The following is a 22755-nucleotide window of genomic DNA, read 5'->3' as shown; positions in this document are numbered from 1 at the left end:
GCCGCGGTTTGCAGAGCGGCACGGTGCGTTGACACGATTGAACTAGAGGGCGTTGTTTGGTATAACGGTTGCTGTAACGATACATATCATTGATGATTGCACGGTCTGTTGCGATCGTGCCGCGGACGGCCCGGCGTGACCGCCGGGACCGCGGCCGTGACGGGCCAATGCTGAAAGGCTGTGCCATGACGCAAGTGACGATGTCCGCGCCGCTGTACGAGGACCCGATCACCGGAGGTCCGACCGATCCGACCGTGATCTGGAACGGCTGCGAACGGCAAATGTTCATGTTCTATACCCAACGCAGGCCGAACCCGCACGCGGTCGGCGTCTCGTGGGTGCACGGCACGAAGATCGCCGTCGCCTCCAGCGAGGACGGCGCCCGCTGGCTGTACCGCGGCACGCTCGACCTCGATCTGGACGCGTTTCCTGGAGAGAACACGTTTTGGGCGCCGGAAGTCGTTGACATCGATGGCGTCTATCACATGTTCGTGCCGATGATCGTGGGCGTGCCGACCGACTGGCATGGCCGTTCACGCATGCTGCACTACACGTCGCGCGACCTGTGGCGGTGGGCGTTCGTCTCGGAAATCGATCTCGCCTCCAACCGTGTGATCGACCCGTGCGTCGCGCGCGAACCGGACGGCACCTACTCCATGTGGTACAAGGACGAGGATCTGGGCGGCGTGACCTGCCGGGCCGTCAGCCGCGACCTCAACGAGTGGAGCGTGCTCGGGCAGGAGGTGTTCGACTGTCATCAGGAGGGACCGAACGTGTTCGACCTCGGCGGCCGGCGCTGGATGATCTCCGACTACTGGCATGGCCTCGTCGTCTACCGGCAGGAAGATGTGGCTGAGGAACATTGCGGGAACTCCGCCCCGGGTTCGGCTGCGGGCGACGGATCCGAGAGGAATGCCGGGATCCTGGGTGAAGGGAACGCGGCCGAGGGGCATGGTGGATCCGCCCTCCATCGTTGGACGCGATGCCCCGACATCCTCGACAGGTCCAGTGGACGCGCGATGGATCAGGGATTCGGTCACCACGCCGACATCTGGGTGAACCCGAAGGACGGCCGTGCCACCATCTTCTACTTCTGCCATCCCTACGCGCACGACGACGGTTCTCCGCGCGCTGCCGGCGAGCCCGCCGATCCAACCGCCGCCCAGCTCAGCGTTGTCCAGGCCGCCGAGTTGCGCGTCGAAGGCGACGTCATCGTCTGCGACCGCGGCGCCGTACCGGTCATCGATCTGGGCTGAACGTGGTGCCGGGCCGTCTGCCCCGTCCGGCGGCCTCTTCATCCGTCGTTGTAGTGCGTGTTGTGTATCGTTAAACTCAAGCGTTGGGACACAGCATCGCCGAAGAAGCCGAAGGGGAAGAGGAAGGCAATGACGCAGCAGGCGGCCACATTCGAGGAATACATCCAGAACTACCGGCGCAACAGTGGGCATCCGATCCGCATCCTGCTGCGCTTCTTCAAAGGCAGCGCGGTGGACCTGACCATCTCCACCATCGCGCTCATCGCCAAACAGTCTCCGATGTGGGTCACGCCGATCGTCACGCGCAACATCATCAACTGCGCGACCAACCCGGCCGCGCACAGCGTGAACGAAATGCTCGTCAACCTCGTCATCGGCGTCTTCTTCATCGCGCAGAACATCTTCACCGCGTACATGTACATCAAGCACTTCGGCAAGGTGAACCGGCTCATCGAACGCCGGCTGCGCGGCAGCCTCATCGCCAAACTGCAGCAGCTGTCCATCCGGTTCCACACTGAAACGCAGTCCGGCCGGCTCATGTCGAAGATCATGCGCGACGTCGAAAACGTCGAAGTGCTGCTCGACCAGACCTACCGCAGTCTGCCGCTGGTCATCCTCGACATCATCATCGCGATCACCGTTACCGCGATCAGCAGCCCGATCGTGCTGATTTTCTTCGCGCTCGCCATCCCGACCGCCGTATTCTCGATCTGGTTCTTCCGCAAGCCGATCCGCGAATCCAACCACGACTTCCGCACGCAGATGGAGCGCACGCAGGCCGCCGTGGCCGAAATGATCGAAATGATCCCCGTCACCCGCGCGCACGGCCTCGAGGACGTGGAAATCCGCAAGATGAACCGCAAGCTCGAGTTCATCCGCGAAGCCGGCTTCCGGCTTGACATCATCAACATCGTGTTCGGCGCGACCAGCTGGGTCATCTTCCAGATCTTCCAGCTGCTGTGCCTCGGCTTCACCGGCTATCTCGCGTACCGCGGCCGCATCTCCGTGGGCGACGTGGTGCTGTTCCAGACGTACTTCACGCAGATCGTCGGCGGCGTGTCGAATCTGATCAACCTGTATCCGCTGCTGACCAAAGGCGTCGAATCGGTCAGCTCGATCGGCGAGATCTTGCAGGAGGACGATGTCGAGCACAATCCGAAAAGCGCCGGCGTCGAACCGGGCACGCTGCGCGGCGACGTCGAATACCGGCACGTCGACTTCCGTTACGACCAGGGCCTGCCGCTCGTGCTGCACGATTTCTCGCTCAAAGTGCGCGCCGGCGAGTCGATCGCGTTCGTCGGCGACTCGGGCTCTGGCAAGTCGACGCTCATCAAGCTGCTCATCGGTTTCGCCGAGCCGGAGTCGGGCGCGGTGCTCGTTGACGGCATCGACCTGAAATGCATGGATTTGGACGCCTACCGCAGCCAGATCGCCGTCGTGCCGCAGAACACGATCCTGTTCTCCGGCACGCTGCGCGACAACATCACTTATGGGCTCGAGCATGTCGACGAGGCCGAGGTGGACCGGATCATCAACGAGGTAGGCTTGGACGATGTGGTCGCGCAGCTGCCCGACGGGCTCGATACGACGGTTGGCGAGCACGGCGGTACACTGTCGGGCGGTCAGAAGCAGCGCATTTCGATCGCCCGCGCGCTGATTCGCCATCCGCGCATCATCATTTTCGACGAGGCGACGAGCGCGCTCGATTCGGTCTCGGAAAAGAAGGTGCAGCACGCCACCGAGAAGATGATGGGTCACTGCACGACGTTCATGGTCGCGCACCGGCTGTCCACGATCCGCAACGCCGACCGCATCGTGGTGCTCGAGCATGGGCGCATCGTCGAGCAGGGCTCGTACGACGAGCTCATGGCCGCGCGCGGCAAGTTCTACGAGCTCAAAACGATGCAGATGTAGCCGCGTTGCCGCAGTCGTGCGATCGCACGCGGCTGCACGACGGTTGCGTCGGTGCTGTGATACTGCCTGGCTCGGATGATTCCGGGCCTTTTTGTATACGACGGTGCCGGAAGGTTGCCGGGGAGGCGTCGGCACAGGTCGGCGCGGGCGATGATTGCGCCGGCGTGTCGCGATGACTTGACATGTTTGGTACAGCGGTATATCTTAGTGATTGTCGATAGGTTCACCGGTATACCAAAAACCTGCCGGGAACAGTAATCGGGCAACCGCAGGGCCGTCCACAGGGGGACCGCCCGCAACGCTCAGTGAGGAGACAGAGCAATGAGTGGTGCACAGAAGAACACGCGCAAGCGCATCATCGCCGGAGCTGCAATGGCCTGCGCGGCCGCGACCATGCTGGCCGGCTGCGGCAGCGACACCGCCGGCGGAGACAAGCCGCAGATCGAAATCCTCGTGGTCACCCAGCTAACACCATCGCCCCCGCCAAGATGGAGTGGACCAAGAAGCTGACCGCGGCGTGCGACTGCACGATCAAATGGTCGCAGGTCATGACCACCGCGTGGTCCAACCAGAAGTCCCCGATGCTGGCCTCCGGTTCTGTCCCGGACATCTCCATCGCGGCATTCGACCCGTCCGACGCCGACAAGGTGCCGGTGTTCGAAGACCTCAACCAGCACATGGACCAGCTGCCCAACGTCGCCAAGTTCTTCAAGGAGCAGCCGAACGCCAAGAAGCTCGCGCAGACCCCGTCCGGCAGCGTCTACGTACTGCCGTCCTCCCGCGGCCAGCAGTTCTACGGTTCCGGCCAGCACATGCTCATCAACAAGACCTGGCTAGACAAGCTCGGACTGCAAATCCCGAAGACGTGGGACGAGCTCGAGAACGTGCTCGAGGCGTTTAAGACGCAGGATCCGAACGGCAACGGCAAGGCCGACGAAATCCCGATGAACATCAAGAAGTTCGACACCACCGGTTTCGGTCCCGACTGGTACAACACCTTCCTGCTGCTCAACTCGCTGGGCATTGTCACCCACTTCAACTCCGGCCCGTCGCAGCAGGGCATCTACGTCAAGGACGGCAAAGTCGGCAACTTCATGGCCACCGACGAGTTCAAGACCGTCGTCAAGTACCTGCACGAGCTGATGAGCAAGGGCCTGATCCCGTCCGATGCGCTCACCAAGGACGCCTCCAAGTACAACGCCGAACTCTCCAGCGACGGCAAGACCGCGCTCACCGGCGTTGCGTTCGCCTACGCGGCCACCGACTTCGGCGACCTGTCTGACGAATACGTGGCCATGCCGGCTCCGGCCGGCCCGGGTATGTCGGCCGACGACGTGACGTGGGATGGCTCCGTGGAAACCACCATGTTCCAGAACAACAAGCTGGCCGTGCGTGCCGGCGACGAGCACATGGACGCAGTGCTCAAGATCGTCAACGAACTGTATGATCCGGACGTTTCCGTCCAGCAGTTCTACGGTTCCAGCCCCGAATACGTCACCAAGAAGGACGACAAGACCTACGAGCTGACTCAGAAGGTCTACGATTCCACCGAACGCGTCGGCCTCGGCGGTGAGAGCGCGGCCGGCTGGATCCCGAACGACGTGACCGTCAACAACATCGACTACCTCACCTCGTTCCGCGCGGCCGACGACGTGTACGCCGAACAGTACAAGCACTTCGACCTGACCAAGGATACGATGCCCGACTACGTGCGCCCGTCCGACACCGACTCGACGACCATCTCCAACAACGACACGCAGATGTTCGACTACGCGATGCCGGTGATCTCTCGCTGGATCGTCTCCGGCGGCGTGGATAACGAGTTCGACGACTTCGTTTCTAAGCTCAAGACGCTCGGCATGGACGACACCGTCGCCCTGTGGCAGAAGTGGTACGACAAGTACACCAAGTGACGCAAGCTGAACGGCCGATATGCATGGTGGCGGGATGCTTCGAAAAGTATCCCGCCACCATGCATATCACGTCTATATCACGGTTCGCTCGTTTATCATGGTGCGTCCGTTGCCGGTCGTGGATCGTTTCAGTGAGCGACTCAGTACAACGGGTGTGGTCGCCGAAACGTCGGATCGGACGTCGGACGAACGCCTGCCTGATAATGCGTTACGCCGACTCGCGTTCGGTGACCGTATATCCGACGATCGTCTTGCGCGGCGCGGCGGTCGACCCGTCGATGCGGGCCAGCAGGTCCGCGACGAGTGCGCGCGCGGCCTCGCGGTAATCCGGCTCGATGGTGGTGAGCGTGGGGGAGACATCCGCTCCCATGCTGATGCCGTCGAATCCGATCACCTTGAAATCGTCCGGAACCCGGATGCCATGCCGGCGCAGCGTCTGTAGCACGCCGAGCGCGACCGAGTCGGTCAGACAGAACGCGCCGTCGAACGCAATGCCCGAGGTGAGCATCCGTTCGGCTGCTTCGCGCCCACTGTGCGCGTCCCAACCGCAGTCGAACGCGGTGTCCTGGCTCATCGTGAGCCCAAGTTCGTTGAATGCACGGAAACAGCCGCGATAGCGCAGCGTTCCCGGATTGTTCAGATTGAGCAGCATGTCCTCGGGACCGAGATGCGACGAGCCGATCACGGCAATGTTACGGCAACCCTTGGCATATAGGTGACGGATCGCGTCGGCCGCGCCGTCCTCGTTGGCGAGATTGACCGTATCGAATACGTTGTCGTCGGAGGGCATCTCGTGCAGTACCACCGGCTTGTGCAGGGCGATCTGCTTGATCTTGTCCGACGACAGCAGCGGCGTGACGATGATCACGCCGTCGCAGAACAGGCTGAACGGTTCGCTCAGCGCGTTTTCCTCGCCGCGGCGGTCATAGTGCGTCTCGCGCAGCAGCGCCTCGCGGCCGTTGCGTTCGATCTCGTCCGACAGTGCGGAGGCAAGCCGCGAATAGAACGGATTGTCGAAGCTGCCGACGATGACTTCGATGATGTCGCTGCGGCCGGAGCGCAGCATTTTCGCCGACGGATTGCTGGAATAGTTCATGCGCCGGGCCACCGCAAGCACTTTCTTGCGGGTTTCGGCCTTGACGCCTGGCTTGTTGTGCAGCGCGTTCGACACGGTCATGATCGACACGCCCGCCGCCTCGGCCACGTCTTTGAGCGTCGGCTTTGACTGTTGGGAAGATGGTACGGACTTCATATGTATAAAGATACATGCTTTTATATATAAGTTACGTGCCGTGTCGTTGTGATTCTGAGCTATTCTGTTGTGTTTTGTTGCTGGTTGCGATGCCGTTTGTGCGGTTCGGTAGTCGAGGGAGGTGCGAAAAACGTTGCAATTGCTGGGTTTTGTGCGTTTGAGATATGTTTGAGTTCAGATTTTGACTTTTTGAAATGTTAAGTATATCGTTATAGTCGTTCAGGGGTTGACGGGGCCACCGACAACCAAGGAACGCGGGTTTACGGGCATTGCAGCTCGTAAGGGATGGGCCGGCAACGGCTCAGGAGGAGACAATGATCATGCGTGCGGAGGAACTGCTATGACAGCATCCAAGACAAAGACCGCGGCCGTCCAGACGGTTGATGCTTCGGGAGTGATCGATAATACTGCTGCGTTTAAGGCGTTGCCGTGGCCGAGGAAGTTGGTGTGGCATGTGCAGCATTATTGGCAGCATTGGGTGATGGCGTTGCCGGCGATGGTGTTTGTGTTTATTTTCGCGTATATCCCGATGTATGGTATTCAGTTGGCGTTTCGTGATTTTGTTCCGTCGAAGGGGTTGACGGGTGGTCAGTGGGTTGGGTTGAAGTATTTCAACCAGTTTTTCACGTCGCCGATGTTTAGCAAGGTGATGCTTAACACTATCAAGATCAGTCTTGGTACTCTGGTGCTAGGCTTCATCGCGCCGATTATCTTGGCTCTGTTGATTAACCAGATTCACAGTACTCAGGTGAAGGGTTTTGTGCAGACGATTACGTACATGCCGCATTTCATCTCGACGGTCGTGATTGTGGCTATGTTGAACATTTTCTTGACGCCGAACACGGGACTCTTGGGTCGTTTCTTTGGTGGGACGAGCCTGTTGGATAATCCGAATATGGTGGCGCCGATTTATTGGTTGTCTGAGGTGTGGCAGCATTGTGGTTGGAATGCGATCATCTACCTGGCTGCGTTGAGCTCGGTTGACGTGAGTCTGTATGAGGCTGCGAAGATTGATGGTGCTGGTCGTATGCAGTTGATTCGTTATGTGGATATTCCGACGATTATGCCGACGTGTGTGATTCTCCTGATTATGAATATGGGTAATATCCTCTCGGTTGGTTTTGAGAAGGTTCTGTTGATGCAGAATGCTATGAACTTGCCGGGTTCTCAGGTGATTGCCACGTATACGTACATGATTGGTTTGAAGTCGTTCCAGTTCTCGTATGCTACGGCGATTGGTTTGTTTAACACGTTGATTAATTTCGTGTTCTTGATTTTGGCGAATTGGATTTCCAAGCGCGTGTCGGATACGAGCATCTTCTAAGCGAACGTGGAAAGGGTAAAGGTAAAGGCTATGGCTAGTGCGACTGTTTCCCCGGCCGTGAAGAAGAGCGGGGATGAGATTCCGTTTAATAAGCATGTGGCTCAGCATCGTGAGCCTGCTGATTGGGTTGCGGATATCGTGATCTGGGTCTTGTTGGCTTTGATTGTGGTGGTGGTGATTTACCCGTTGTGGTTCGTGGTGATCGCCTCGTTCTCGAATCCCGCGATGGTCTCGACTGGTAAGGTCACTGTTCTGCCGGTGGATATTAACTTCGGTGGTTACGAGAAAGTGTTCTCTGATAGTCGTATTTGGATTGGTTATAAGAACACGATTATTTACTCGGTGGTGGGCACGGCGTTGAACATGATCGTGACCCTGCCTGCCGCGTTCGCGTTGAGCCGGGTGGATTTCAAGCCGCGTCGTGTGATTTTGTTCTTGTTTACGTTCACGATGTACTTCGCGGGTGGTCTGATCCCTTCTTACTTGTTGTATAAGGATTTGAATCTGTTGGATAACATGTGGGTGTTCATCCTGCCGGGTGCCGTGAGTGTGTGGAATTTGATTATCGCGCGTTCGTTCTTCGAAACCTCGATTCCTGAAGAACTGCATGATGCGGCGCAGATTGATGGCCTCTCATTCTTCGGCTACTTCCTCAAAATCGTGATCCCCCTGTCCAGTGCGATCATCGCCGTGTTGGGCTTGTATTACTTCGTGGGTCATTGGAATGATTACTTCACGGGCCTGATCTACATTCGTACGGATACGAAGCAGCCCCTGCAGATGGTGTTGCAGAACATCCTCTTGGCGAACCAGACTCAGCAGGGCGGTGCCGGTAACGGTGGCCAGAGCGCACTCCAGCAGCAGCAGTTGGCTGACCAGATCAAGTACGGTGTGATCATCGTCTCCACCGCCCCCCTCCTGATCCTCTACCCGTTCCTGCAAAAGTACTTCAACAAGGGCGTCATGATCGGCGCCGTCAAGGGCTGACGGAATCGGCCTCCGGCCGACGGCTCGCGACGCTCCCTCAGTCACGCTTCGCGTGACAGCTCCCTCAGCCGAGGGAGCCAGCAAGGCGTGTTAAAGGCGCTGGCTTCATAACCGTAGCAACGACTATGAAGCTGGCGGCAGCTCTCGGCCTCCTCGGCTAGGCCGAGCCGTGAAGAAAACGCCGGAGGCGTTTTTAGGCGAGGAGCGAGCGATAGCGAGCCAGCAAAACGCGGCCGTCAGGCCGTCCTTAATTGCTGAATGCTCCCGGCGAAGCCGGGTGGGGGAGCGTCGCGGCCGCAAGGCCGCCAACAACACAGCATCGCGCAAAGCGCGATACCGCTACAACACACTTAAATACATCCAACAACAAGGAAACATACGTAATCATGGCAACTCTCAAGGGCGTTCAGCTCTTCAAGGACACCGACGGCAACGTCGCGCAGCTGCACGGCATCGGCGTGCAGCGGTTCGGCGACCGCTGGTACGCGTACGGCGAGATCAAGAACAACGGCAACCTGTTCCAGGGCGTCGCCTGCTACTCCACTACGGACTTCGCCGAGTGGAAACACGAGGGCACGGTCCTGCCGGTCGGTCCCGAAGACTCGGTCTACGGGCCGAAGCACATCGTCGAACGGCCGAAGGTGCTGCGCCGCCCGTCCGACGGCAAGTACGTCATGTACCTGCACGTCGACGGCGAAAACAACTACTCGTACGCGCACATCGGCACCGCCATCAGCGACTCGCCGACCGGACCGTTCGAGTTCCTCTCGACGTTCCAATTCCGCGGCTACGAGTCGCGCGACATCGGCGTCTTCCAGGACGAAGACGGCACCGGCTACATCCTGAGCGAGGACCGGCCGCACGGCACGCACATCTACCGCCTGTCCGAAGACTACCTGTCGGTCGTCGAGGACGTGGCCTGCCTCAAGGGCACGAACTACTGGGCCGGCTACGAGTCGCCGATCATGGTCAAGCGCGACGGCGTCTACTACTGGTTCGGCTCGCAGCTGACTGGCTGGGACTGCAACGACAACATGTACGCCACCGCCACCGATCTGCACGGCCCGTGGAGCGAGTGGAAGCCGTTCACGCCGGAAGGCTCCAAGACCTACGAATCGCAGTGCGACATCATCGTCCCGCTCGACGGCGAGGACCAGTGGCATGCCACCAAGTTCCTCTACATCGGCGACCGCTGGCACAACAAGGATCTCGGCAACTCCGAACTCGTCACCCTGCCCATCGAGATCGGCGACCGCAAGGCGCTGCTCGCATGGCACGACGAATGGGACAACGAGCTCTGACCCGAACCGACGTACAGGCGACGCCGTCGCGCCAGCGGTCTTGTCGGCGGCGCGTCCACTCGAACAACTGAACACCGGGCCGGTATCGCTCACTTGTCGAATCCAGCCCGGCCGTCCTAATCGGCGGCGCATGAACGGGATCTTTTTTCCTTCTCCTCCTTCCCGTCCATGCGCCGCTTTGTCATATATGTCCGTCTTCGGCCATCGTCAGCCGTTGGCGACTCGTCGGACATGTCGGCGAGACCGGCGGCTGAGCCGCGCAATCCCGCGGTACAAGCCCACGCCGCACGCGCCGACCAGCAGCAGGGTGAACGCCGCCGAGATCAGGATGGCGTCGACCGGGGTGCCGGTGTCGAGCGGCTCCAAGGGATTCACGAGCACGTTGCGGTTGGAGGAGATGTCGGGGGCGGACGAGCCCAGCTGCGACGCCTCGTCCAGCCACGCGGACAGACGGTTCAGTCCGTCAAAGAACTCGTCTTCGCTCACGGCTTCGGTAATGTAATGCTCCGACTCTTCGTTCAGCGGCGTCACCTTGCCGTCCTTGATCATGAAATAGCCATACGGATGAAGCCGGGTCAGCTCCGCGAACACGCCGCCTTCGCGATACGCTCGCTCAAGGCATGCGGCAACGTCGGCGTTCGTGGTCGTCTCGTACGGTGTGATCGTGCCGTTGTCCGGATCGCGCATGACGCTGGCGGTGCCCGCCGGCTTGCCCCGAATGGTTATGGCGGCGATCCAACCCACGTCGACGGCCTGGTAGCCGCCGTCGTCGCCGGCCGCGATGACGTAATACGGCTGGATATAGCGCACGTGTGCGGTGCGGCCTGCGACGTCGCCGGTCCGGACGGTGCCCTGCGTTGCGATGAACTGCGCCGCCTTCGGCAGATTGTCCTGCATGAGCTGCGCGACTTCCTCCGGAACCTGGCTGCCGTGGGATGGCTGTGCCGCCGTGGCCGGAACGGTTGCCCATGCGACAGCGAACGTTGCCAGCAATGCCGCCGCTGTGATGAGCGCCGATACGTACCGTATGTGCCGTGCGGCCAATGAATGACGACTAGTGAACCGCTTCATCGTGGATGCCTCCGATGCGTCTGCTGCTGGGATCGTCGTCGGTACTGCCTCGTACCCGCCCGACGATCGTCTGCTGTATATATATGGCTGACTGGCTGCATCGTCACTGACTGCAGGAGAACGGTTGTGCTGCTTACCACGATACGCCGGGGGTTTCCGCACGGCAAGACGATCATCGACCTGTATGTCTGCCGGATCGACGTCTCACGCGACATGCGTGACGACTCGGCAATTTTGGCAACTTATTGAGCAAGAACGGCCGTTTCGGTTGACTATGGTGCCGTAGGCATGAGTGAGTTGGCATATCGGCGGAGCGGCCGGCCGCGGCGATCGTACGTCGCGCGGCTCCGGGTTTGGCTGTCCGCGACGATACCGCCACAAGGCAAAGGAGACGACAATGGCGACCATCTTCAACGGCGTATCGTGGTTCGACGATCGCGGCGAGACGGTGAACGCGCACGGCGCATGCGTGGTCGAGGAACACGGCACGTACTACCTGTTCGGCGAATACAAAACCGACGACCGGAACATGTTCAACGGGTTCGCCTGCTATTCGTCGCGCGATCTCGCAACCTGGCATTTCGAGCGGCTCGTGCTGCCACGTCAGAGCGGTGGCCGGCTCGGCCCGGACCGCGTCGGCGAGCGCGTCAAGGTGATGCGTTGCCCCGCGACCGGCAAGTACGTGATGCTCATGCACTCCGACAACCTCGAATACAAGGATCCGATGACGCTCATGGCCGTGTCGGACACGATCGACGGCGAATACCAGATCGTCGGACCACTCTTGTGCGACGGCCGGCCGATCCGCATGTGGGACATAGGCACATTCCAGGACCACGACGGCACCGGTTATCTGCTGATCCACGGCGGCCACATCTATCGTCTCTCCGACGACTATCTGTCCGCCGAACTCGTCCAGCCGGACACGCTCGAGCCGTACGGCGAATCGCCCGCGATGGCGCACGTCGGCGACACGTACTATCTCATCATGTCGAATCTGACCGGCTGGGACCGCAACGACAACTTCTACCTGACTGCGCCCGACCCGTCCGGCCCGTGGACGTACCGCGGCAACGTCGCGCCGCAGGGCACCTGCACGTGGGATTCGCAGAGCTCGTTCGTCTTCCCGCTGCACACCGGGCACGGCGACCGGCTGATCTACATGGGCGACCGCTGGTCGTTCCCGCATCAGGCGTCCTGCGCGAGCCAGGTCTGGCTGCCGCTGCGGTTCGGCGACGATGTTGCGTCCGTCAGGGACGGTTCAGCCGATATCGCAACGGACGCCGATGACGCGCGTCGTCGGTCGGCCGATGACGCCGCGCTCGCCGATGACGCCGGAGTCGACATGCTCGATCCGGTCGACGCGCCGACCGCGATGATCGGCACGGCGACCGAAAGCGGTGCGGTCGCCGGCCGCCCCGCCGATTTTGGCCGTCCGCTGCTGCCGCGATACGCAGATGCTTGGGATTCGGCGACCGGCGAACCGGTCGCGTTGCGCGGCGAGACCGTGCCGCTGAGCCTGTTCTCGAATCGTCATGGCGACTCGGCGTCCGCGGTTATCGAGATCGCTGACACCGCCGATGACACTGCCACCGATGAGCATAACGGCACGATCGGCGGCGACGATGCCGCACGACTCGTTCTGATCGGCCCGCGCAGCAAGGATGGCGGCGTCGGCCGCGTCGTCATCCGCCGTATCGACGGCGGCGCCGATCATGTCGCTGATCGCACAGCCGGCAGCAATGTCGGACGTGAGACCGGTATCGTCGCACGTTCCGTGTCCGCGCCGATCGTTTGCCAACTGTTCGACTGCTACGCGCAATCGGCCTACAGTGGTCCGCTGTTCGTGAGCAAACCGCTGCCGGCCGGGCGATACGAAGTCACCGTGCAGGCGCTCGGCGAAACCGGCCTGTGGATCGAAAAGAATGGCACCCGCCGCGGTGGCGCCGACTCCTACGTCAACGTCTGGCACGCTCTGCTGCTGTAACGGTGCTTTGTGCGAGCAGACGCGTGGCATTGAGCCCGGTGCCGCTGGCATGCTGATTGCAATGTCACGCCACGAGGCCGATTCGTGTGACGATATCCCCAGTTTGGCTGGTCTACCGGTTGCAATGTCACGCAAGTGCTGCAAGAATCTTTATAGAGTTTTCTATTATTGAAAATTCTATTATAGATTTTTCTATAATTCCCGTTGGCTTCTTAGCTCGCCCCGATGATATGCGTCACTGTGCAGATGCTTGGGGAAAAACATGTCTAGAGGATCGTTTATCGCGCTTATCGCTCCGCATTTGGCAAATCTGTCAAAAAGTGGAGGGGGAGCGGGACACCCGGCATAATGGGAACCAATCGAGCGATCGAGAAGGAATCTCACCCATACAGATGACGGCATTGAAGACGATGCCGCACTACCCAATCGCAACGTTGCAGATGCAACGCTTGGGACAACTATATCCAACGAAGGAGAGCAACCATGTCAAGAACATCAGTAAAAGCGATCATCGCCGCGTCATCGGCGGCGGCCATGCTGCTGCCATTGGCCGCATGCGGCAACGACACCGCCGGCAGTGCGGACGAACCGGTGACGATCGTTGTCAACGTGCGAACCGACATGATGCGCATCGGCACCATGGACTGGCCGAAGGAACTCGAAAAGGAAACCGGCGTCAAGATCGACATCAAGGGCATCGACGAAGCCACCTGGAGCAACCAGAAGTCGCAGACGCTCGCCGCCAACGACATCGCCGACATCACCGTCTACGGATACAGCACCAGCGACACCGCCAAATTCAGCAGCCAGTTCGAGGATCTGCTGCCGCATCTCAAGGACATGCCGAACGTCGAGCGATTCTTCGAGGAAAAGCCCGAAGCCAAGGAATACGTCGAGACGCTCAATGGCAAGATGTACAACCTGCCGAGCTACCGCGGCAAGCTGCTCGAATCACCGAACAACATCATGGTCATCAACAAGGCGTGGCTCGACAAGCTCGGACTCGACATCCCCAAGACATGGGACGAACTGATCACGGCCCTTGAAGCGTTCAAGACGCAGGATCCGAACGGCAACGGCAAAGCCGACGAAATCCCGTATCTCGCCCGTCCGTGGACTACCACGCAGATCATGGAATCGTATTCGCCGTTCCTGTTCCTCAACTCGTTCGGACTGGAAACCACCACTATGAACGACGCCACCATGAACGGCTACTACGTCAAGGACGGCAAGGTTGGCACGTACCTGACCACCGACGAATTCCGCCAGACCGTCGACCTGCTCAGCGAAATGGTGGGCAAGGGACTCATGCGCAAAACCGACCTGACCTCCGACTGGTCGAAGTACTACAACACGCTCAAGGGCGACGGCAAGACCAACACCGTCGGCATGGAATTCGGCTGGTCCATCATGGACTTCTCCAAGTCGGACGAATACGTGGCCATGCCGCTGCCGGCCGCACCGGGCGTCTCCGCCGACGACGTGACCTGGGATTCCGGCGTGAACGCCTACGTCGCGCAGGGCGTCGCGGTTCGGAAGGATTCGCCGCGCATGGACAAGATCCTCAAAGTCATCGACGCGCTGTACTCGCAGGAGTTCTCGGTCAAGCAGTACTACGGCGACTCCAAGTACTGGACCAAATCCGGCGACACGTACACGATGAACGACGAATGGCAGAAGAACTACAACGACGGCAAACTGCCTGGCCTGCAGGAGCATTTCGCCGGCTGGATTCCCGACAACGTCGAGATCGAAAATGCCGCCGCACAGGACGTGCAGAAGTCCGAGGACGGCAAGGTGTACGACGAGCAGCTCGCGCACGTCGATAAGACCAAGGACGTGATCCCTAACTACGTCAATCCGAGCGACGAGGACCGCGTGACCCTGTCGAACAACGGCGCGACGATGATCAACTACGCGGTGCCGGTCATCGCCAAGTGGATCAACTCCGGTAAGCCGGTTCTCGACAATGAATGGGACGCCTACGTCAAGAACCTCAAGTCGTACAACATCGACCAGAACGTGCAGATCTGGCAGAAGTGGTACGACCAGTACATGAAGTAACCGGCATGCAATAGCCGATTGACTGCGGCGCAATCGCCGCGACGGGCGCTGTCACCCCAGTGGCGACGCCCGTCGCGCGTATGGAGAACGGAATGGGTAGGCCGGTCGGACGGCTCATTTCATCGTTCGGGAAAACCAATTGCCCGCGTCGCGCAAGCCGTCGGCCTACCCGACCTCGACCCGATACCCCTTGGCGCGCGCGAACGCGGCGATTTGCGATTGCCAGTTCGCGAGCTGGCCGACCGGGTCGCCGCCGGGCACGAGTTGCGGTCGAACCGTGTTCGCGAACACGGCCTCGACCTGCGGCATGAACGGCAGGTACCGAAAATCCGGCGCAATATGCTCGGCCGCCTCGAAGAACACGTCGTACAGCTTCTGGTTGAAGAACGGGTCGATTTTGCCGGTGAGCCGCGGATTGCGATGAAAGTACGTCGAGGCCGACATGACACGGTCCAGCTGCACGTCGATCGACGCGGGGTCGGTCTGCGCCCAGAATGCCAGTTGCGCGGCCGCATTGCGGCGTTCGGGCGGCACGCGGTTGCTGATCGTCCACGCCGAACCGCCGATGTGCGCGGTGCGCAGTTCGGACGGGTCGCCGAACGACGGAGGCAGCGCCGCCCGCCACAGCCCGCGCTCGTCCGGCCACCGCTGCACGATATTCTCGCAGAACCAGTTCGCGCTCAGCACGCAGGCCACCAATCCGTCAGCGACCATTTGCCGGAATTCCGTATCGTTGAAATTCATCATCAGCACGTCGCCCTGGTCAATGCCATCGCGCAGGAACGCGGTCGTCCGGCGCACCGGCTCCGACGTCAGAGCAAGCTGGATCGTCGTGCCGTCCGCATCCATCGACCACGGCCGCGCGCCGGCCATATACAGCAGCGCGATGAACGGCGCCGAATCAAGCGTATTGACCGCTACCGCACGCATGCGCGGATCTTGCGCGCGCAACGCGGCACCCATCCGCATCATTTCGGCCCACGTGCGCGGCGTTTCCACGCCGAACCGATCGAACACGTCGGTGCGACGGAACAGCATCGTCGTGTCGTAATCACACGGCACACCGTACACGCCGCCGCGCCAGCTCACCGCATCCCAACAGTCGCCGACGAACTGCCGACGGAACGCGGCACGGACCGACGGCGTGTTCAGATTGAGCAGCAGCCGGTCCTCCGCCAACTGCGGCAGCCAGCGGTATTCAATGACCGTGATGTCCGGAATGTCGCGCCCCTCGCGAACGCGCTGATAGTACGACGACACGATTTCCGCCTGCGTGCCGCCCCAAATGCGCCGCACGGACACCTCCGGATGCAGCCGCTCGTACTCGGCGATGTGCTGCTCCCAATCCTGGAACGAACTCGCCATCATGGTCAGTTCGATCGGCTGGCTGCGGACTTCGGCAAGCGGCGTGCGATCATCCCGCACGGCGCTCGCAGACAGGGCGCGCGTGCGTTTGCCGATGCTGCCGGCCGGCACGAACGCGGCCTCGCGTGACGTGTCGGCCGGACGCTGCGCTTTGACGAGTGAAATCAGGCTTTCCGCGCAGTCCGTGCCGAGTTCCTCGGCCGGGCAGGAGATGCGCGCGAGCGTCGGCCGGTCCAGGCCGATCGCGTCGTCGTCACCGAACCCGACGACGGCGAGCTCGTCCGGCACGGCGATGCCGCGTGCGCGCGCCGCGGCCATGAACCGCACGGCTACGCGGTTGTCGGGCGAGAACACGGCGTGCGTCGGATTGTTCAGGAACCGTTCCAGCGTGCCGCGCGCGGATGCAGTGTCCGGTTGGCAGCCGAGCAGCGTGAGCATGGCGATGCCCTGGCGTGCGGCTTCGGCGGCGATCTGCGCGCGCAGTTGGGTGCCGAACACGCCGTCGTCCGGAGCGGCCAGATACGTGAGGCTTGTACGTCCTTCTGCTTTGAGCGCGTCGATCATGCGCGCGACGGCGTCGGCCGTGTCGATCGTGCCGGCACAGACGCCCGGCAGACCGCGGCCGACGAGCACGATCGGCAGCTGCGCGGCGAGCGCGCGGATCTCCTGATCGCGCAGCGCGCGGCGTTGGATGATCGCGCCGCACACCGGTAGTTTGCGGAACTGCGCGGCAAGGCCGTCGCGCGTGATGATGTCGCTTTCCTCGATGATGAGCGCATGGTAGCCGCGTGCGGCCAGGCGCCGGCGCATGCCATCGATCGCGTGCGCGGTCGTCGCGTCGTTGATGTCGGCCGCGATGATGACGACGAGCGTGGTGGACGCCGCCGTTGCCGCCGGTTGCGTGCCCTGCCGGTCCGTTGCGGCGTCGAGGTAGCCGAGTCTGCGTGCGACGTCGCGGATGTGCGCTTCGGTGCGCTCGTTGAGCCGGCCCGGGTGTCTTAATGCGCGGGAGACCGCGGACAGGCTGACCCCGGCTTCGGCGGCGATGTCGTTGAGCGTGGGGCGGTTGCGATTGACGGATGCCATGGTTGTCATTATGGCACCGACTTGGCAAGAGTTGTCAACAAGTTGGACAGCGCAAGGTCGGGAGGAATGATGGAATCTAGAGAAACGCCGCGATGGTGTGACAGTTGCCTCTCGGACAGTTGATGGGACGGAACGTTCGACGTTCCGAGTTGACAAAGGGACGCCGGCACGCATAAAATCGCAGCGTTGCGATTTTGAAGTGAACACCGATCGGCGGGGCCGAAGGCGACCCGCAAAAGGAGAAACGACCATCATGTACGCACTGGGCAACAACGCGCCGGTCGCGCCGGCATACGCCGACACGACCTCCATGCGCTCAGAACTGGGGCGCATCGAAATCCGCTTCGGCAACGATCCGTCGAACATGAACTGGCTACGGCCGGACCATCCGTACGCGGCCGTATCCGCGCCGGACGGCATCGAATCCAGCGTGCACATGCTGCGCGGCGGCGACTCGATCGTCACCACCGTCACGCTCGGCAACGCGACGGGCAAAACCATCTGTGCGGCCGTCGGAGACATCGGCATCACGCTGCCGCTCGAAGACCGCTACTACGACGACACCGACGACTATTCCATCGAACGTCACTGCAACGCGCACCTGTTCTGCGGCGGCACATGCAGCTGGGCGCTCGCCCTGCGCATGAGCGGCAAGGCCCCGCACCTCGGCCTCGTGCTCACCGAAGGCGCGCTCGCCGCGTACAGCGTCAGCCGCGACTTCGCACAGTACAGCAACGACCGCGGCTGCTTCGTGCTGCACCCCGAAGCCATGGAATTCGCGCCCGGCCAGACGCGCACGATCTCGTGGGTCATCTTCCCGTGCGACTCGCGCGAGGACTTCTTCGCGCAGGCCGCCGAACGCAGCCGCTTCATCGACGCGCGCTGGGACCGCACCGTCGTGTTCCCCGGAGAAACGACGACGCTGCGCATCTGTCCGTCGTTCGACGTGAACGATGCGTACGGCGCGAGCGGCACGGGCGATCCGGACGGCGCGGACGATTCCGCGGACGAACGGACCGACGTCGCGCAAGATGGCGCGCGCGATCGCGTGCACGACCGGGCCGACAGCTCGGCCGTCACCGTCAACGGCAGGCCCGCGCGGCCGCTCAGCGACGGCACATACGCGTTCGACTACACGCCGGTCTACGCGGACGTGTTCACGCACGACACGTACAACGACCGCATCGGCGAGCACGTCTTTACGGTCGAAGCGGGCGGCCGCACCGTGCATACGCGCGTATTCGTCTCCGCGCCGATGGGCGAGCTGCTCGCCGAACGCGTGCGCTTCATCGTGCGCAACCAGCAGTACCGCGGCGACGATCCGCACCTCAAAGGCGCGTATCTGGCCTACGACAATGAAGACCAGCGGCAGTACTACTACGTGGGCGATGACGACGGCAAGGTGATCAACGACTACAACGCCGGCCGCGAACGCGTGTGCATGGCGCTGCTCATCAACGCATACCTGCGCGCGCTCGACCGCGGCGTGTGGAGCAACGAATCCGGCGATTCCCTCGCCGACGTGGCGCACCTGCTGTTCAGCGACGGCGATGCGTTGTCGCTGCGCGACGAACTGGCCGCAAGCCTCGCCGAATATCGCGCGTTCATGGAACGCGAACTGGTCGACACGGTCACCGGCGAAGTGTTCAACGACTCGCCGCGCGACAACTCGTACCGGCGTTTGTACAACGCGCCGTGGTTCGCGGAACTGTACGTCGAATTCTGGAAGTCGGACGGCGACGTCGAAAACCTGCGCATCGCCGCGCGCATCCTCAAGTGGTTCTACGCAGGCGGCGGCAGCCAGTTTTATCCGCTCGAACTGCCGGTGCTCGCGCTCGGACGCGCACTGCGCGAGACGGGGGAGACCGCGCTGTATGCCGAGATGCGAGAACTGTTCCTCACCCACGCGCGCACGCTCGCCGGACTCGGTCTGTATTACCCAAAGCACGAGGTGAACTACGAGCAGTCGATCGTGGCTCCCGCCGCGAGCGTGATCCTGCAGACCGCCGTGCTGACCGGCGACCATGACCTGCTGCGCGCCGGCTTCGAGCAGCTGCGCGTGCTCGACCAGTTTAACGGATGCCAGCCCGACGCGCACCTGAACGAGGTGGCGATCCGCCACTGGGATGGCTTCTGGTTCGGCAAGCGCAAGCAGTACGGCGACACGTTCCCGCACTACTGGAGCGGACTGACGGCCGACGTGTTCGAGTTGGTCGGCGATCTGCTGGTCGACGGTGACGGGGACGGCGATGATGATATCGCCGCCGCCGGCAAGTTTGTGCGCGAACATCTGCTGACGCTGCTGGCATCGCAGCCCGGCGGCTTCCCGACGGAATATCATCGCCGCGCCGCGGCCTCCCGCCGTGCGCTGCTGCAGCTGTTCTTCCCGGACGGCACCGCATCGTGCGCATACGTGTTCCCGTTCTCGGTGAACGGCGAACGCACGCACTTCGCCGACCCGATGGCCAACGATCAGGACTGGGCGCTCTACTTCATCGTGCGCCGGCTGCTGGAGACGCTATAGCGGCTTGTCGGAGTAACGCCGAACAATCCGAACGAAAGGGAATGACGATGACCGGTACTGTTAAATCGTCGCGGTCGCAGACATACGCCGCCTACCTGTTCGCCCATTTCACCGGGACAGAAGGCCGACCGACGGACGAGCAGGTGTATTTCGCGCTCAGCCGCGATGGTGTGCATTGGACCGACATGCGCAACGACGGCGACCCGGCTCTGGTTTCGACGGTGGGCGAGCGCGGTGTGCGTGACCCGTTCCTGATTCGAGCCCATGACGGGTCGCGTATCTACCTGCTGGCCACCGATCTGAGTATTTATCATCGCGGCGGTTGGAAGAATGGCGGGGCGAAAACGAACGGCAGCACGGACATCGTGATCTGGGAGACGACAGATCTGGTGCATTGGAGCGAACCGAGGCTCGTCGACGTTGCGTCAGGGATTCCGGGAGTGTGCTTCGCATGGGCACCGGAAGCGTGCTGGGACGAGGAACGCGGCCGGTACATCGTCTATTGGGCCACCGGGTCGCATGAGGACAACGTCAACGGTGATTATCAGAACATGTATTACGCCACGACTGAGGATTTCGTGACGTTTACCGACCCAGTCAAGTGGATCGACCGCGACAGCTACTGCATTGATACGACGATGATCCACGCCGACGACGGCTGGTGGTATCGTGCGTCCGGCGACGGGCAGATCACCATCGAACGGACGCGGAACCCGTACGCGACGTCGCTTGCACCCAACGCACGGCTGGAAACCGGCGACGGCGTCGATTCGTGGGCGTACGTCGGTTCGCTTGCGTCGATTTTCGGCGACGAACGGCTGAGCGGGGGATATCTCGAAGGTCCGGAACTGTTTCGGCTCAATGACTCCGACGTGCGGGTGGTCGACGGGCGCGCCATGCGATATGGGCTGATGTGCGACCAATATCGGCTCGGGCTTGGCTATCTGCCGTTCCGTTCGGCCAGCCTTGCCAGCGCGGATCGCGCCGACTGGGATGCCGCCGCTGACGTGGATCTTGGTGCGCTGAAGAAGCGCCACGGTGGCATCCTGCCGATCACCGAAGCGGAATATCGTGCGGCCATGGAGGCATTCTCACGGTGACGTGTTGTGGCGTATTGACGGTACGCGCGTGAAACACACTACTGAGTTTCACGTGAAACATGTCATAGGAGTTGCTGGTTCACCGTCGCTCGCTCCTCGCCTGCAAACGCCTCCGGCGTTTGCTTGACGGCTCTGCCTGGCTGAGGGGGCTCCCGGCGAAGCCGGGTGGTGGAGCGTCCGTGGCCGAAGACCGCTAACAACGCGGGATCGCGCTACGCGCGATCCCGATGCCGTGTCTGCATCTCCTGTGCGCCGGAAATGCGAAGAGCCATGAATGCGCGAGTCGCGGCTATGATATCGCTATCATGGTGTGCTGTTCGGCATGCGCCTCGTGTACGGCACACTCCGCCGACCAGTAGTGAATGAAACCAGCAAGGGAGCCAGAGATGCCTGCCAATACGCCTGCTGTCGAATCCTCGTCAACGCATGATGTCGATGCCATCGACGTGCGTTATCCGCTGCAGATGCACGACTTCAGCCTGCATGATCCGTTCGTGCTTGCGGATCAGGCGAGCGGCCTGTACTACCTGTACAACGCGAACTACTACCAGTATCGCGACGCCGCGCACGGGCACGGCAAGTCGGTGGTCGTGTACGTGAGCCCCGATCTCAAGCATTTCTCCGAACCGGTCGACGTGTTCGACCTCAACAACGTGCCCGCCGGCGCATGGTACGACGATTCCGACTCGCCGTGGGCGCCCGAAGTCTACGCGCGGGACGGCAGATACTGGATGTTCGTCACGCTGCACGCCGAGCGCACCACTCCGGAACCGCCGCACGCCGGCCCGGACTGGTACGTGCGAGACCACGGCATGATGCACCGGCGAGGCGTGTTCGTGGCCGTCGCCGATTCGCCGCTCGGCTCGTTCCGCGTGATCGACCCGGCGCGGCCGACCTCGCCGGACGACGTGATGGCGCTCGACGGCACGCTCGCGACCGACGCGGACGGCAGTCCGTGGATGGTATATGCGCACGAATGGGTGGAACTGTTCGACGGCACGATGGAGGCGATCCGACTCGATCCAGACGACATCGCGCGCTCCGTCGGCGAGCCGGTGCACCTGTGGTCCGCGAGCGAAGGCGTGTGGCATCCGGCAGACGGCGACGCTCCGGCCGGCGGTTGGCGCGGCGACTTCACGACCGACGAGGCGCGCGCCACGATTCCGGAACACTCCGGCGGATACGTGACTGACGGGCCGTATCTCGAACGCACGCCGAACGGCTCGCTGATCAGCGTGTGGACGTCGTACAGTCGCGGCGAATACATTCTTTCGCAGGCGATCTCGCGATCCGGCCGCGTCGCCGGACCGTGGGAGCAGCTCGCGCCGATCGACTACAGCGATGCCGGTCACGCGATGGTCTTCCGCACGTTCGACGGCACGCCGCTGCTCATCATGCACACCAACATGACCCGACACGACGCCGACGGCAAACCGCTCACGTCGCACGGCATCGTGTATGAGGTTGCCGTGACCGACGAGGGGTTCCGCCTCGGCCGGCATCGCGACGACATCGACGGCATCGCCGATCCCGCGCGCGACGATGCATGAAGTCGTATGAGCATCGTCTGCAAGGTGCTTGTCGAACCTTGTGCGATGGGTTCGGACTACC

General features: G+C 61.8%; 15 protein-coding genes. 12 read left to right on the top strand and 3 right to left on the bottom strand.

What is annotated here, in order from left to right:
- Positions 1 to 185: 185 nt before the first annotated feature.
- From BBIA_RS01805 to BBIA_RS01795, 4 genes are all read left to right on the top strand, one after another.
- Positions 186 to 1256, top strand: a complete 1071-nt coding sequence (locus BBIA_RS01805) for a glycoside hydrolase family protein (protein ID WP_051923648.1) — start codon at positions 186 to 188, stop codon at positions 1254 to 1256.
- 129 nt (positions 1257 to 1385) lie between these two features.
- Positions 1386 to 3170, top strand: coding sequence for an ABC transporter ATP-binding protein (locus BBIA_RS01800; RefSeq protein ID WP_033492866.1), 1785 nt, complete (start codon positions 1386 to 1388; stop codon positions 3168 to 3170).
- Between the two features lie 321 nt (positions 3171 to 3491).
- Complete coding sequence (locus BBIA_RS14090) at positions 3492 to 3680, top strand: hypothetical protein (protein ID WP_156103660.1); 189 nt, start codon at positions 3492 to 3494, stop codon at positions 3678 to 3680.
- Positions 3659 to 5083, top strand: a complete 1425-nt coding sequence (locus BBIA_RS01795; RefSeq protein ID WP_051923647.1) for a type 2 periplasmic-binding domain-containing protein — start codon at positions 3659 to 3661, stop codon at positions 5081 to 5083. The genes BBIA_RS14090 and BBIA_RS01795 overlap by 22 nt, the downstream gene beginning before the upstream one ends.
- Positions 5084 to 5291: 208 nt before the next feature.
- Here the strand turns inward: BBIA_RS01795 and BBIA_RS01790 are convergent, their stop codons facing one another.
- Positions 5292 to 6335 (bottom strand): LacI family DNA-binding transcriptional regulator, encoded by a 1044-nt coding sequence (locus BBIA_RS01790; RefSeq protein ID WP_033492863.1) that lies wholly within the window; start codon positions 6333 to 6335, stop codon positions 5292 to 5294.
- Positions 6336 to 6675: 340 nt separating this feature from the next.
- On the opposite strand from BBIA_RS01790, the gene BBIA_RS01785 reads away from it, so the two are divergent.
- The 3 genes from BBIA_RS01785 (at position 6676) to BBIA_RS01775 (ending at position 9947) form a co-directional block, all read left to right on the top strand.
- Entirely contained in the window at positions 6676 to 7659 is a 984-nt protein-coding gene (locus tag BBIA_RS01785) for an ABC transporter permease (protein ID WP_035137922.1), read from the top strand.
- Positions 7660 to 7689: 30 nt separating this feature from the next.
- On the top strand, positions 7690 to 8646 hold the full coding sequence (locus BBIA_RS01780; RefSeq protein ID WP_035137920.1) for a carbohydrate ABC transporter permease: 957 nt from the start codon (positions 7690 to 7692) through the stop codon (positions 8644 to 8646).
- A gap of 386 nt (positions 8647 to 9032) precedes the next feature.
- Positions 9033 to 9947 (top strand): family 43 glycosylhydrolase, encoded by a 915-nt coding sequence (locus BBIA_RS01775; RefSeq protein WP_033493341.1) that lies wholly within the window; start codon positions 9033 to 9035, stop codon positions 9945 to 9947.
- Positions 9948 to 10154: 207 nt separating this feature from the next.
- On the opposite strand, the gene BBIA_RS01770 is transcribed toward BBIA_RS01775, so the two are convergent.
- On the bottom strand, positions 10155 to 11018 hold the full coding sequence (locus tag BBIA_RS01770) for a hypothetical protein (protein ID WP_152600513.1): 864 nt from the start codon (positions 11016 to 11018) through the stop codon (positions 10155 to 10157).
- 397 nt (positions 11019 to 11415) lie between these two features.
- Between BBIA_RS01770 and BBIA_RS13155 the strand changes: the two genes are divergently transcribed.
- Together BBIA_RS13155 and BBIA_RS01760 are read left to right on the top strand one after the other, a co-directional pair.
- On the top strand, positions 11416 to 13005 hold the full coding sequence (locus tag BBIA_RS13155; protein WP_051923646.1) for a glycoside hydrolase family protein: 1590 nt from the start codon (positions 11416 to 11418) through the stop codon (positions 13003 to 13005).
- Positions 13006 to 13488: 483 nt separating this feature from the next.
- Positions 13489 to 15069, top strand: coding sequence for a type 2 periplasmic-binding domain-containing protein (locus BBIA_RS01760; protein ID WP_033493345.1), 1581 nt, complete (start codon positions 13489 to 13491; stop codon positions 15067 to 15069).
- Positions 15070 to 15234: 165 nt separating this feature from the next.
- Here the strand turns inward: BBIA_RS01760 and BBIA_RS01755 are convergent, their stop codons facing one another.
- Entirely contained in the window at positions 15235 to 17520 is a 2286-nt protein-coding gene (locus BBIA_RS01755) for an extracellular solute-binding protein (RefSeq protein ID WP_033493347.1), read from the bottom strand.
- A gap of 253 nt (positions 17521 to 17773) precedes the next feature.
- On the opposite strand from BBIA_RS01755, the gene BBIA_RS01750 reads away from it, so the two are divergent.
- The 3 genes from BBIA_RS01750 to BBIA_RS01740 all read left to right on the top strand — a co-directional run bounded on the left by BBIA_RS01750 (position 17774) and on the right by BBIA_RS01740 (position 22694).
- Entirely contained in the window at positions 17774 to 20044 is a 2271-nt protein-coding gene (locus BBIA_RS01750) for a hypothetical protein (RefSeq protein WP_035137917.1), read from the top strand.
- A 47-nt stretch (positions 20045 to 20091) separates the two neighbouring features.
- On the top strand, positions 20092 to 21144 hold the full coding sequence (locus BBIA_RS01745; RefSeq protein WP_033493495.1) for an alpha-arabinofuranosidase: 1053 nt from the start codon (positions 20092 to 20094) through the stop codon (positions 21142 to 21144).
- A gap of 386 nt (positions 21145 to 21530) precedes the next feature.
- Positions 21531 to 22694 carry a family 43 glycosylhydrolase gene (locus tag BBIA_RS01740; RefSeq protein WP_081891833.1) on the top strand — a complete coding sequence of 388 codons (1164 nt, stop codon included), beginning with the start codon at positions 21531 to 21533 and terminating at the stop codon, positions 22692 to 22694.
- The last annotated feature ends 61 nt before the right edge of the window (positions 22695 to 22755 follow it).

It is taken from the genome of Bifidobacterium biavatii DSM 23969, from assembly GCF_000741165.1.
GTDB lineage: Bacteria > Actinomycetota > Actinomycetes > Actinomycetales > Bifidobacteriaceae > Bifidobacterium > Bifidobacterium biavatii.
The sequence above is the reverse complement of the archived record's forward strand: the minus strand, read 5'-3'. Positions and strand labels throughout refer to the sequence as shown.